The organism is Flammeovirga sp. SJP92, from assembly GCF_001583495.1.
Lineage (GTDB): Bacteria > Bacteroidota > Bacteroidia > Cytophagales > Flammeovirgaceae > Flammeovirga.
In genome coordinates this window covers 166,430-180,092 of sequence record NZ_LQAQ01000099.1, presented here as the reverse complement: position 1 = coordinate 180,092, position 13,663 = coordinate 166,430, and the positions used below count along the sequence as shown (strand labels likewise).

The window sequence follows — 13,663 nt, the reverse complement described above, 5'->3', positions numbered from 1 at the left end:
TTGAAGTTCTAATTAAATATTGTGAACCCTAGATCAATGTTCCAGTTTTCATCAATAAAAAAGTCGTTTTTCTTTTCTAATACATTATATTTTATAGCAAACTTAAAGTCTACTAATCCCATAATTGGGATCCTTAGTGATGGTCCTACTAGAATAATAGAATCCCAGTTTTTCAACCCTTTGTATTCTGTATTCTGATCAATAGATTTTTGAGCAAGAATATGATCACAAACTACACCCAACTTATTAAACTTAGGATAGTGATAACTTAATGTGTTTTTTACACCCACTTTTATTAAAAAGGCCTTCTCATAAGGATAGGCCTGTCCATTGATGATTAATCCTGTGGAAATTGCTAATCCGAACTTAAATTTATATCCAATTTTAGGAGTTAACTGCAATCCCAAAGAATCGAATGAAGTGATACTTAAGTTGAGGTTAAAAAACATATTTTTAGGCAGCTGGAATAGCTGTTTCTTCTGTATGTAATATTTCTTTACTCCATCTTTAGCCATTTTTTCTTTCTCCTTCAAAATAAGCTCAGGGTCAAAAGAGGATGTGGAAAATCTAGCAACAGAAAGAGTATCAAAAGCTTCAGGTAACTTTATACCATTCTTAAAATCTTTCTTCTCTAGCTGTTCTAATTTTTCTTTAATATCATCCACCGATTCTATATTCAAAGCTTTCCACTTTTTCCTATTTGATTTACGGATAGAATCTAAATAAAAAACAGCTCTTACTGATTTGTGATCATCTACTTTCTCTTTCAATTGAGCGATTTCTTTGGAAACTTCTCGTTTCGCAAAAAAACGTGTCAATTCACCTTCTAACTGGGAAAGTGAATCTATATTATGGTAAACCTCTTTTAATCGTTTTACTTCTTCCAAATAGACAAATGCTGAATCTGTGTATTTATTTTCAACTAAAGGAATTTCTTTATTTTTAAGTTTAGATTGTAAGTTACCCCCTAAATCTCCTAGAGAAGGTGTGCTCATTGAACTAATTCCTTGAATGGACTCCACTCTCTCTTTTTGAAGAAGAATTAATGTCTTAACACTTTCAGCTTTACCCTCTACCGAAGAATCTTTTCCTACATTTAATAGATTATCATTAATTAAATTTAATGTGGTAACACTTTCATTTTTAAGCGTTGAATAATTACTTTTTAGTTTATTATTCGCTTTTTTTAACTCCTCATCAACAATGCTTTTTCCTTCAATGATTTTAACTGCTTTTCTGTCTAAAGTGTCTTGCTCTACAGTACTTTCTTCGACATACTGTGCAGTACAAAAAATTGGCAATATAAGTAAAAGAAATATGTAGAGCTTAATCATAATCTAATAGTTATTTTCTCTTCTTCTTTTGTATCAAAATCAAAAGAGAACCTACCCAATATTTTGCTTCTAATATTAAATGTAAATGGATTTGAAAAGCTGATTTCATCATTTTTAAACACAACATTAATGACATACTCACCATTTGAGGTTCTTCTATTTTCATTATGAAAAAACGCTGCACTCAAACTTGTATTTCCTTGTTTTAATTCAATTTCTTTACTGAAATCAAATGATAAAAAGTGATCTAAATTCATTCCCTTTTGTTTCAATAAAGCATTGAATTTGTCATCTTCAGGAACTGAGACTTTCATTAAAAATGATACTACGTCACTCCATTCTTTTATTTCTTTTGTAAAAGCAGGATCTTTTATCTCAAAATTACTTTGGAGTACTTTATAACGACTAGGCTGAAACTGTAAATTTACAATAACACCGCTAGTATCTTGCTGTATTTGACGCAGATTATTTGTTGGGTTAATGACCCACTTTATATAGTCATTTTTTGAAACACCTGTACACCCAGAAAATAATAATGCTACAAAAAATAAGTTTGCTAAATGAAGCTTTAAATTCATTGGTCTTACAATAAAGAGGTTTGTCTAGTTTTACGTATCAAATATAGGTTTATTTAAAATGAATAAATAATTTCAATTCTGGTTTAATAGAACTTTCAGTTGTTTTTCTATATTTAGCAATCTTTCTTATTGATCATTTTGTTTCTGCTTCTGTTTAAGTATATACAGTGTTAATTCTTTTATCTTTTTTAGTAAAACCATATTCCTGGTTTGAAATCATAATCATATATCCAGCCAATCTATAACTCTTCTTCAGTTTTATATTGAAACGGAAAGTCCTGTATTAATCTTTTGATTTAGTCTTTCTTTAAAGCAGACACCTCTTTTTTAAGTTCTTGAATTTCTTTGTTCTGTTGGATTAGATAAAGAGTTAACTCTTCAATTTTTTTCAAAAGTAGTTTATTCATATTTCCAAGCTCCACTCCGTTTTCATCAACTTCTTTGATCGATGGTATTTCTGGGAGATGTTTATTCATTGTAATATATGTCTCTAAGTCTTTTAGTGATGATAGTTCATAATTATCCCCGAAAACATAGTCAGGCCAATTATTAACAGACAAAATAGTCACTTCTTCTGCAATGATTTTGCCTCCTACAGCAAGATCATATCCTCTAGCATCAGAAACATTTATCATAACGCTTTTTTCATTACAACTCAAAGGAGCACAAATATTAGGACCATAATCATCTAAACACAATGAAAAAGTACCTTTCCAACTATTATTATTTCTGTTGTCAACCGAAATATAGTACTTATTTCCCGGAGTTAACTCCTCAGATTTAATAGAAACATTAGAGTTTTGATTTTCTGCAATAGCACAAGCCACTAATTGAAAATCAGAATCCCAAAGCATCAGCCTTGGATCAGTAATAGTTCCTCTTTTTAATTCAATATCAATTTTTGATGTTCTAGGAGTAAAACTATACCATCGGTTTGCAAAAGGGACTGTACAACTTTCTGGTCCATCTGGTGTACTCTCAACTGTAGAAAATTCTTCTGTACACCCTGAAGAATTAATAGGTTTTGCCCCTTCTTTAAAATCATTCGTTATTTCATTGCTTAAACATAATGTGAATGTACCTCTCCAAGATGAATTTCCTAAATTATCAACTGAGATGAAATAAACCTCACCAGAGGTTAAACTGACAGATCCTACTCTAACATCAGAACTATTTGACGCTGAAGCTTCACAAGACAATAAATTAAGGTTAGAATCCCAAAGCATCAACCTTGGAGCTGTAATAGTTCCTCTATTTAGTTTGATATCAATATTTGAAGATGTAGCTACGAATTTGTACCATTTATTTGCATATGGAGTAGTAGAACAACTTGAAGGACCGTCAGGCGTACCTCCAACATTATCAAATTCTTCAGTACATCCTGAAGAGTTCACTGTTAGTGCTCCTTCTTTGAAGTCATTAGAAATTCTATTGTAAACTGCTAAAGTAAAAGTGCCTCTGTAAGGGACATAATTTTGATTATCTACAGAGATGTAATAAGTATTTCCGGGTGTTAGGTCTGTTGAACCTACCGAGACATTAGAATAATTTGATGCATAACTATTACAGGAGATAACATTGCCTTGATCATCCCATAGAGCAATCATTGCCCTCTGAATTGAACCTCTATTCAATTGAATGTCAATATTTGAAGATTGAGCAATAAATTTAAACCACTTATTAGCACTCGGACCATCTTTCCAACAACTTGGTTTAACTCCATCTGGAGTTCCATCTTCTGTAGTAAATACATCAGAAACTGAATTAAGCACCAAAGCAACAGCAGTCTCTTTATTATCTCCCTCCTGGCAAAATGCGAAAGAGAGCGAGCAACATAATAATATTGTTGTAATTAGTATTTTTTTCATTTTAATCGATAAGTTGATTTTTCTTTAATAAATCGGTCATCAGAAGCAATTGCTTTTCAAGCAATTCTACTTTATCATTGAGTTGTTCTAGTCTTTTTATCTCTTGTTCTTGATTTATTATATGAAGAGTCAATTCCTCTATTTTTTTCAGTAATAAAGCATTCTGATCACCAATAGAAAGTCCTTTCTCTTTCACTTCTTCAGCAGAAGGTATCTCAGGTAAATGTTTATGTTCGTTCAAATACTTTTGAAGCTGATCTAATGGCATAAGTGGATAATCTTCATTGAATACATAATCTGGCCATTCAATTTGAGGTGTAACAATCACTTCCTTAGACTCAATTAGGTTACTTCCTATACTTCCGTTAACAGCTAATGAATATTTACCAGGGTCTAGTGTGTTGATGCTTAACTTACCACTCTTACTGAAACTAAACTTAGGTATCCAATCATAGCCTACTGTATAACCGATACTCAATTGATTATCTATAGGAGATATACCTGAAGCTAAATTTATTCTTAATTCACTATTATTTGAGTTATCATGCCTTGATAACCATATATTTTTATCTGCTATTGATTGCCCATTTAAAATCAACTTTTTGCTTGTACTACTCTCTCCTAATGGCATAGAAGATATTGCAATATCTCCATTAACCTCTAATGTAGAAGTAGGGTTTTCGGTACCAATTCCTACTTTCGGATATAAGGAGCTTAATGATTGATACTTTTCAATGATTGACCAATACCCATCATTCTCATCTCCTTTGATCATATTTACAGAATATTCAGTATCATCTGCTATGACATGAGCATGGACTGAAAAATAATAGACATTCCCTTTAATAAACTGAAAATCATTAGAACTAATTGTAGAAGGCTGACCATGACCATCAGACTTCTTTTTTAATAAATACTCATCTTGTTGCTCACTATTCCATAGGTCTATTTTGGATTGATCAAACAATGTTATTCTACCTATGCCTTGTTGTAGTGGGATAAATTTTATTTGCAAAGAAGGTTCATCCTCTGGATAGGTAAATTTAAACCATCTATTTGAACTCTTAGTATTTCCTCCAGCAGGAGGTACAATTGTTAAGTTTACGGGTTGTTCTACATGTTGCCAATTATTACTAAATGAATTAAAATCTATTTCAATAGCAGAAGATGGACTGTCCCCAATTTTATATTGAGTAGAAAAGTCAACCTTGTACTCTCTTGTTCCTGAATAACTAAAAAACGTAATATAATATTTTTTACCTGGCTCAAACTTACACAAATCACTTGTAACAATAATAGGCCTACCATGAATTCCTCCTTTTATGTTAAATAAGGGAGTATCAATACCATTATTCTTCCAACTATCTATACCGTCTTGATCATATAATGATAATCTTGGTAAGCCACCTCCTTTCAATATGTAATCGATCCTTAAATAATCTATATTTTGTGGACAAATAAAAGAAAACCAAATATTGGGACTATCCCCTTCATGACGAATTAATCCCATGGGTAAATCCTTAGTAAAATCATTTAAACTTCCTTCAAAAGTTTGATTGAGATCTGTCACCACAAATGGATCGTCGTGAGTATTTCCCTTTTGTCCCCAACTTACATTCGAAAAAAAGAAAAATAGGGAAAATAATAATACAGTAAAAGTTGATTGAAGATACACTTAGTTTAGCTTTTAAATTTTTAAAAACACAAAACTAAAACTTATTCCTAGCTTTACAAAGAAAATATAGTTACCCCGATAATCTGAACTGTCTAAATAGAAACGTTAATTATTTATCTTCGAGAGATTTATCCTCAAATCTTTTTTAAACCCTTTTTATGATTTGTCTTAACTGATCTTATCTCCTCCCCGATTTTTAAACACAAGTATCGGCTTGATACTTGTGCTAGAAGTGGTAAACACTTTCCCATGTATTGGGGAAAGTGTTTCTCATATAAAGAGGACTCCTTTTCCCATTACTATGAGACAATCTTTCCCATAGATATGGGACACCAAAGCATTGTACTAGTACATCCCAGCACGTACACACTGTACATGCAGAGACGTACATATTGCAAGTGCTAGGACTTACATGATGTACATGCTACTATGTACACTATGTAAGTCCTAGCACTCGCATAGCTTCAATGCTTCCTTACAACAAAAACTGATTAAGTTCATTCGGATCGCTAGCCCATTTCAAATCATAAACTTGATCTGCTTCTTCTTGATTTTCTGTAATGGTGAGTTGGTGAATTTCTGCTTTTAGCTTCAGAATATCTCCTACTTTGATTCTGGCCTCCATTTTTTGCATCAAGCTTTCTACTGTTTTCAAGTTCATATTTTGAACGACTTGACCACTGAAATCCATTTCCAACCAAATCATTTCCCGCTTTTGGATATCCAATATTCCAAAAAGTAAACCTTTGGCTAAGCCTTCTTTGATTTTGATGTGCTGTTGAATATGTGCTGGATGATACCCTACGCCTGTATCGGAAATGGTCATCGGGTATTCTGAATTCATCCAACCGACCATCATATTCGGGCTAAGGCTTCCGTTAGTGTAGGCATTGGAAGTAAAATAAACGTACTTCGCTCCCCACTTCTGCAAGTAAGCGACATCAACATCAATGTATTCTGCTGTTCCAACTTTTTCTGGAATCTGCTGTATATCTCCGCTGTGTTTACAACCTCCGATATTCAGTTGGGAGTAAGAGCAAAACTCTGCTTTTTCAGGATAAATCACCATACAGCTTACATCCATATCCAAATGTTGAGCCGGCAACCCTTCTCCCCATTGCATAAACAGACGGACTTTATCTCCCTCAATCGGGAACCTTGCTCCTGTAGGAACGTGATTCAAATCTTGGATATGATTACTTCTTTCCCCAATCGCAAAAGGAATATTATACAATTGTGGGTCGATATAAATACTATGTGGTTTGACTTCTTCCTGCTCCAACTTCTCTTTGATTTTCTCAAAAGTCAGTTGGTGGATTTGATTGACCATCTTCTTCAAATCTTCCTCCATATAAGCTTGCAACAAGTGGTTTTTCGGAATTCTTTTCGATGTCCCGCCCAAAGGTTTTACCACTCTATCTGAACTAGGGTCAAAATAGGTATCCGCATACATATTCAAAGTGTAGATCAAGCGTGATGGCAATTGATTTACAATTTCCTTAAAGTGCTTCAAAGTTACTTCTGGACCAAACCAAAGCATATTGGCAAATAAAGATCTTGCAAATAATCCTGGACGTTGCTTCAACAAAGTAAAAGTCTTTTCAGCATCAAGCTTCAGCTTAAAATGATTCACTCTACCCTGCCAAACGGTATAGTTTTGATTATAAAAAGTATCCATTAATTGAGCGAGCTTTTCATATCCTTTTCTTTTACTCAACTCCCCCAAACGTAAGGCTCTGATCACTCTAACCCACATTCCTCTATTAGGGTGCATGTCCTCACATTGCTGTTGGATATTCATGGATAAACGATTCAGCCAATAAGCATAAACCTTCGCTTCCTTTCTTGAAAATTTCAATTTCAAAGCGTCAGTCGCCTTCTTCTTTGTGGCTTGTTGAGCATCCATTTGTCGATGGATATTGACAGCATTGATCCCTTTTCTTTTGATAATCACTTTTGGTTTTACAAGTTGTAAATAACCAGTATGTTTATACCATAAATACCTTAAGACATCATTAGGAGATTGGAAAAACTGATTGGCCTTTCTGATTTCATTTTGTTGTGTCAATGTATCAATCACCAACATCTTTGTTTCCTTCATCACAATTTGTGCACCTTCAGGAAAGTCAAAGTGTTTTAATAAAATCTGAAGGTTCTCTACCTGCGTGGCATCCAATGCAACTGCAGAGACTAGTAACCCGTGAAAATATTTTTCTAATTCTTGATCTGTCCAAAGACTTAATTTTTTAAGCTTTTTCCCTTCATCCTGCAACATTAACTTCCCCACTTCGAAAGGTGTACCACAATGAGGACAACCATTGAAGTCATCAATATTAAATGTGCCTTCAGGAATGACATGATCACATGGTAAAAGGTAACCGCTTTGGGAACCCATTTTATTGGACAACCAAGTAATCACTTGATCACCAAATGTAATCTTCGAGGGTTGATCCCATGCTTTGATCAGTGGTGTCCAATTTTTCTTTAAGCCAAGAACCTCTTGTACAACGGCATAAATAGCCGTTTTTTCTGTAGGTGAAACTGCATTTAAATGAAGTAATAGATCATTGGAGAAATAAAATCCCACTTCTTCAAAAAGGCGGATATATGATTTTGTGATCGCTGTGATCACTGCTTTTTGGGGTATCTCTTTTAATGGCACATACAATGCCCCATTACGAATAGCTACTTTTTGTAATTCGTTTTTCATCATCTGGAAAATTTAATGAGGCCCACAACCTATTTGTTGTGGGCTGTTATGGTAGTTACAGGTAATGCTATTACTTCTAAATCCCTAACCTAGTGAGGTAACCCTCTGAAGTAAGTAATAGTTGACCTGTGAAGGTAATTTGCTTTCTCTATCTAGCGATTTTGAGTCGTGTGGAAGTAAGAAAGCATTGACCTCATCCATAAAAGGTAATTTTATGTACTAGAACAGAAGAAAAGGGACATTTTGTCCTAGTACTTGTATCTTTAAAAACCGACATCTAAGTGAGGACTCGAACCTCATAGTAGTAAGATACAATTGACCTTTTAGCGAGACAGGTGGGACTCGAACCCACGACCTTAAGATTAACCAATGATAGCAGTAAATATTTATTGACCATCGTAAATGGTAATTTAAATATTATCCCTTATGCTCTACCAACTGAGCTACTGTCTCGGGTGAAGGTAATGGCATAAGTAGTTCAGTAAGGGAATTGAAGTAACTTATGCTTGACCTTCGGTTATTTTGTATAGAAACTTAACTGGCGCAAGTGTTAAGCCGGAGGCGTCACTTGTGTCTATATTTTGAAGGAGTCTGTAGACTCCCTACCCCACAAACCATTTGGTTTACAAGAGAAAGGATTTAGAAAATTTGGTCTTCCTATCTTATTTGTTCCTTCGTTATGTTGATTCGGAAGTCTGGAGACTTTTCCGATTTTTAGACACAAGTGACGCCTATCGGCTTAACACTTGCGCCAGGGGGAAGAAAATCACTTCACTATCTTTTTAATCTGTCCTTTTTTCCCTTTGAATTTTAGTTTACTACAATAGTTTTTGAAATACTTTACTGTTTTTTCAATATTCTCAAATTCAGAGTCAATTCTCAACTTTTCTTTATCCCAATCAATTTCATTATTTAATTCTGGATCTTCCTTCCACTTGTAATGGACAAATGAATTCCTAGAATCAGCTAGCTTTAAAATTGTAGATAGATGTTTTTTATTGAACTTAGGATACTTCATTAGTTCCAGTAACCAAGTAAACTTACCTAATATATTTACTGATTTTATAATTGAAATCTGAGTTTTTAAATCAATTCCATTTCTAATACAATATAGAGATATTAGGTCATTAACCTTGTGCTCAAAAAAAGTTGCATAAAATATTCTTGCATAATCGAATTCTTTAGCTTTTTGACATTCTCTTGCTTTTAATGTCAAACTTTCAGTATGATCAGTTACAATTGTAATTCCGTCAACAATTCCATTATCGATGATTCGTTTAAGGCCTGAAATATATGACTCTTTATCCTTGATATCATCTTCGGTGAAAACTCCAGAAGCATATAGACTTTCAATTACATTATTGATTAGTTCCTTTTCGAACTTGGGGCTCATCTCCATATTCAATAGTTCTTTTAAAAGTATATTAAATTTTGATAATGTAAGTTACAACAACTGAACTACTGTCCCGAATGAAGGTAATTACATAAGTGAGTTCAGGAAGGGAATTGAAGTAACTTATGCTTGACCTTCGGTTATTTTTTCTTCTTCCTTCTCCAAGGCCTGTCGCTTTCCCAATCGCCAGCCATGATTGAACCGTAAGGAAGTACTTCATCAATAACTTCTCCCAAACCAAATTCTTGCATTTGACTTCTTACTTGAGAAGCATTTTTGTAGGCGGAAGGAAGTTCCGTTACATCGATTTTATCAAAGAAGAAACGAACGTCTAGCCCTTCCGTTTCTTGTGCAAAAACTTCTTCGTTGGTCATCGCTTCTTTGGTTCTTCGATGTGCCGATCTGCTGACATTTCTACCCGCACCATGAGGAGCAAAACCAATATTGGTGTCGGTTGCTTTTCCTTTAACAATCAAAATCGGTTCTGCCATATTCATTGGAATCAATCTTCTTTCATCCTGCTCTTTGGAAAAAGGTGTATGAATTGGCGTTGCTCCTTTGGCGTGGTAAAATTGGTCACCTTCTTTGAAAACGAAATTATGCTCGTTCCAAAAGCGGTCTTGAACGTCCACTTTTAATTGCTCTGCTACTGCATCATGAATGCAGATGTGATTTTGTTTTGTCCATTTTCTAATCACTTTTAATGCATCCCAATAGGCTTGCCCTTCTTCTGTATCGAAAGGAATCCAAGCATTTTGCTTTAAAGTAGTAGGGGAAAGTGTTCTTCTGAAACGCTCAGCGGTTTGCATCGCTCTTTTGAAAAGTTTTGCTCCTACACCTCTTGATCCGTGGTGCGTTACTAACATGGTGTTGCCGGTGGCTTTTGAAGTACCCACAAACAAGAAATGATTCCCATCGCCTTGCGTTCCTAAATGTGCTCTCGCTGTTTTGATGACTTCTTCTCTGTTAGTAAAGAAATTACTTTCGAAAGCTTCTAGTAAATCAGTCGGAAACCTAAACTGCGTATGTCGATCTCTTCCTCCAGGACCAAAATGGGTAACGTTTTGTGCTACATCCAACACCTCTTTAGGATTTACTTTTCCTAAATCTGTCAACATCAAAGAACAGCAGATATCTGCACTGTGCATGCCAGGATGAATTGCATTTTTTGTGACTACAATTCCGCCCACTGGGATCGTTCCTTTGCTACCCGACGGGCAAGCATCCGGCATTACTGCACCATTGACTACAGTAGGTGTTTTCATCACCAAATCCATCGTATTTTTCACCGACTGAACATTGCTCTCTTCCAATTCATTTTCAGCTTTAATGTTCATGGCATACGGAATGGACTCTTGGTGTAATTCCATTTTGGGAGTGGTTTTGAATTGCTTCAAATAGTCCTTCATTTCTTCGTCTGACAAGTCATTCGAATTGATGTACTCAAGGGCTTCTTTAAACCACTTTCCTGGGGTATAACCCATCGCTATTAAGGTATTTCCATTAATCATTTTGTGTTTTATTTTTTTGATAGTTCAAAGGTGAAAGGCTACTACGCAATCATTTTGCGTAGTTGTAAATAATTTCTAATTTTATTTTATGGCACAAAATAAAAACGCTCTAATTCGCTATAAAACCATCGACAAATGTCTTCAGAATAAGTACAGAAAATGGACTTTGAATGACTTGATTGAAGAATGCTCGGAAGCTCTTTTTGAATACGAGGGAAGGGATATTAATGTGAGTAAAAGAAGTATTCAATTGGATATTCAAATGATGAGAAGTGATAAACTCGGTTATAATGCTCCTATTATAGTTTATGATCGAAAGTATTATAAATATGAAGACGAGGATTATTCCATCACCAATATTCCTTTGACTGAAAATGATATGAGTGTTCTTTCTGAATCGGTAGAAATGCTCAAACAGTTTAAAGACTTCTCTCTTTTTTCTGAATTAAATGGCATCATACAAAGACTAGAAGATAAAGTCTACAGTGAAAAAAGTGACCAAAATGCTATTATTCATTTAGATAAAAATGAAGGTTTAAAAGGGCTAGAACATTTGGATACTTTATATCAAGCGATTCTTAAAAAGGTTTGCCTAGTGATAGAATATCAATCTTTTACTTCAAGAGTGCCTTCATCCATTAATCTCACTCCTTATATTTTGAAGGAATACAACAATAGATGGTTTGTGATTGGTAGAAAAAGAAAACGTGAAATATTAACATTAGCTTTAGACCGGATCATCAATATCAATTATGATTTTGAAAAAGAGTATAATAATGACGGATTTAATGGAGATGAATATTATAAAAACACAATCGGTGTCACTGTTCACCCTGTCGAATATGTTGAAACCATTCAATTAAAAATTGATCGAAAAAATGCCCCTTATGTAGTAACAAAACCTTTGCATCATTCTCAAAAAGTTCTTAGCAAAGAAAAGGATGGTAGTATTACTGTCGAAATAACGGTCCATGTTAATTACGAATTGGAACGTCTTCTTTTAGGGTTTGGAGCATCGCTTGAAGTGTTAGCCCCTTTAAAATTAAGGAATAAAATGAAAAAGGTACTTTTGAAAGGATTGGAACTTTATCAGGATGAAGAAACCTCATAAACCTTAAATCACTAAATCCCACAACTGGCGCAAGTGTTAAGCCGGAGGCGTCACTTGTGTCTATATTTTGAAGGAGTCTGTAGACTCCCTACCCTACAAACCATTTGATTTACAAGGGAAAGGATTTAGAAAATTTGGTCTTCCTATCTTATCTGTTCCTTCGTTATGTTGATTCGAAAGTCTGGAGACTTTTCCGATTATTAGACACAAGTGACGCCTGTCGGCTTAACACTTGCGCCAGGGAGGATATGAAGAAACCCCATAAACTTCAAATCATTAAAATTTATGGGGCTCCTATCTAACTTCTAAAATCAAAACAAAAAATTTCACCTTCGAAATTTCGAATGCTTTTCTTTAGAAATTGCTCTTCTCTCCAAAACTGAGGAAACTGTTTTGTCTTCTTAAAACCAAACTTCTGAGGGAGTTTGGTGTACAATGATTTTGGAGGTGGACAATCCTCTAACTTCTTAAAGTAATTACCACTTTCAAAAGTGTGATAATAGATTTTATCCACTCCAATTTCTTTCAATAGAAAATGAATAGAACACATCAACATGGCTTCCGACCAATATTGATTATACTTTTTTAATGAAGTGATGTACCGGTCTAAACCTTCCAAAGAAACATAATCTGTGATCCAATGGTTCTTCTGTTTTTTCTCTGGTGTTGATTTTATTTTTCGATGAATACTTAAAGCATCTCTCAACCAATCATTCTGAATTTCTTCAATAAAAGCTTCTCCTGTATCTAAGTTAAAGTCAATTCTCGACCAAGCCATAGTATTGTTCTTTTTCGATATCGGATGACAGTAACTTACAAAAGGATGCCACTTTTTCACCTTAAAGTTCTTTCTGTAAAGTAAGTCGTGTTCAAAATCAAAATTCAGCTGAAGAACCAAGTTTTCACCCGGCAATGAGGTTTGATACCAATCATCATTTCGATGCTTCTCATATTCCCCCCAACGGTCTAAAGTGACTTTGAAATATTTCAAACTTTCTTCCTCTACTGAAGTTAAACTCTCCTTTGAAAACTGAGCATTCCCACTTTGAGCCGTTAAACGATTAAAAGCAGGTTTGTTCAATAAAAATTCAAAAGCACTATTCTTCAGCGTAGATTTTGAATTGAGGTTTTGTGCGATGGCCATTTCTAAAAAATGACGTACGTATTCTTCTTTTTTATATGGAAAATAGTTTTGTTCCACATCTGTAGATGCTAGAACAAGTTCTAATATATCGGTTTGCATAACGATTTGTGATTGCAATTTGGACTTCATGTTTTATGCCCGTCAAGACATGGGAGTCCAATCCTTACCAAATCAGTACTCTCCTTCCTGTTTAATGAGGTGATAGACTCAACGGTGTTGGGTTTACTTTATCCATCATTATTTTTTGATCATTAATTTGAAAAACATAATTCTTAAATTTTAATAGTATTAGATTGCTTTATTTACTGTAAGAATTGTGGAATTTGGACGTTTACTAAA

Annotated in this window: 9 protein-coding genes and 1 tRNA gene; 1 reads left to right on the top strand and 9 read right to left on the bottom strand. The window is 34.3% G+C overall.

Annotation, left to right across the window (positions count from 1 at the left end; genetic code table 11):
- Positions 1-8: 8 nt before the first annotated feature.
- The 8 genes from AVL50_RS25940 to AVL50_RS25910 form a co-directional block, all read right to left on the bottom strand.
- Positions 9-1,334 carry a hypothetical protein gene (locus AVL50_RS25940; RefSeq protein WP_062619894.1) on the bottom strand — a complete coding sequence of 442 codons (1,326 nt, stop codon included), beginning with the start codon at positions 1,332-1,334 and terminating at the stop codon, positions 9-11.
- A complete protein-coding gene (locus AVL50_RS25935) occupies positions 1,331-1,912 on the bottom strand; it encodes a hypothetical protein (protein WP_062619892.1) in 582 nt (193 codons plus the stop codon). Before AVL50_RS25935 ends, AVL50_RS25940 begins: the two co-directional genes overlap by 4 nt.
- Positions 1,913-2,208: 296 nt before the next feature.
- Positions 2,209-3,780, bottom strand: a complete 1,572-nt coding sequence (locus AVL50_RS25930) for a hypothetical protein (protein WP_062619890.1) — start codon at positions 3,778-3,780, stop codon at positions 2,209-2,211.
- A 1-nt stretch (position 3,781) separates the two neighbouring features.
- Positions 3,782-5,455, bottom strand: a complete 1,674-nt coding sequence (locus AVL50_RS25925) for a hypothetical protein (protein ID WP_062619888.1) — start codon at positions 5,453-5,455, stop codon at positions 3,782-3,784.
- A 475-nt stretch (positions 5,456-5,930) separates the two neighbouring features.
- Positions 5,931-8,165 carry a hypothetical protein gene (locus AVL50_RS25920; RefSeq protein ID WP_062619887.1) on the bottom strand — a complete coding sequence of 745 codons (2,235 nt, stop codon included), beginning with the start codon at positions 8,163-8,165 and terminating at the stop codon, positions 5,931-5,933.
- A 327-nt stretch (positions 8,166-8,492) separates the two neighbouring features.
- Positions 8,493-8,618, bottom strand: a tRNA-OTHER gene (locus AVL50_RS33140).
- Between the two features lie 313 nt (positions 8,619-8,931).
- Complete coding sequence (locus AVL50_RS25915) at positions 8,932-9,570, bottom strand: hypothetical protein (protein WP_157491552.1); 639 nt, start codon at positions 9,568-9,570, stop codon at positions 8,932-8,934.
- 128 nt (positions 9,571-9,698) lie between these two features.
- Positions 9,699-11,069: an RtcB family protein gene (locus tag AVL50_RS25910; protein ID WP_062619883.1), complete on the bottom strand. Its 1,371-nt coding sequence runs from the start codon at positions 11,067-11,069 to the stop codon at positions 9,699-9,701.
- 88 nt (positions 11,070-11,157) lie between these two features.
- Between AVL50_RS25910 and AVL50_RS25905 the strand changes: the two genes are divergently transcribed.
- Positions 11,158-12,180: a YafY family protein gene (locus tag AVL50_RS25905; RefSeq protein ID WP_062619881.1), complete on the top strand. Its 1,023-nt coding sequence runs from the start codon at positions 11,158-11,160 to the stop codon at positions 12,178-12,180.
- Between the two features lie 298 nt (positions 12,181-12,478).
- On the opposite strand, the gene AVL50_RS25900 is transcribed toward AVL50_RS25905, so the two are convergent.
- Complete coding sequence (locus AVL50_RS25900; protein ID WP_157491550.1) at positions 12,479-13,423, bottom strand: hypothetical protein; 945 nt, start codon at positions 13,421-13,423, stop codon at positions 12,479-12,481.
- Between the last annotated feature and the right edge of the window lie 240 nt (positions 13,424-13,663).

What these genes read in the sequence shown, in the direction of transcription:
- AVL50_RS25930 (WP_062619890.1), bottom strand. Translation starts at nt 3,780, where the DNA reads ATGAAAAAAATACTAATTACAACAATATTATTATGTTGCTCGCTCTCT.
- AVL50_RS25920 (WP_062619887.1), bottom strand. Translation starts at nt 8,165, where the DNA reads ATGAAAAACGAATTACAAAAAGTAGCTATTCGTAATGGGGCATTGTAT.
- AVL50_RS25910 (WP_062619883.1), bottom strand. Translation starts at nt 11,069, where the DNA reads ATGATTAATGGAAATACCTTAATAGCGATGGGTTATACCCCAGGAAAG.
- AVL50_RS25935 (WP_062619892.1), bottom strand. Translation starts at nt 1,912, where the DNA reads ATGAATTTAAAGCTTCATTTAGCAAACTTATTTTTTGTAGCATTATTA.
- AVL50_RS25900 (WP_157491550.1), bottom strand. Translation starts at nt 13,423, where the DNA reads ATGCAAACCGATATATTAGAACTTGTTCTAGCATCTACAGATGTGGAA.
- AVL50_RS25940 (WP_062619894.1), bottom strand. Translation starts at nt 1,334, where the DNA reads ATGATTAAGCTCTACATATTTCTTTTACTTATATTGCCAATTTTTTGT.
- AVL50_RS25905 (WP_062619881.1), top strand. Translation starts at nt 11,158, where the DNA reads ATGGCACAAAATAAAAACGCTCTAATTCGCTATAAAACCATCGACAAA.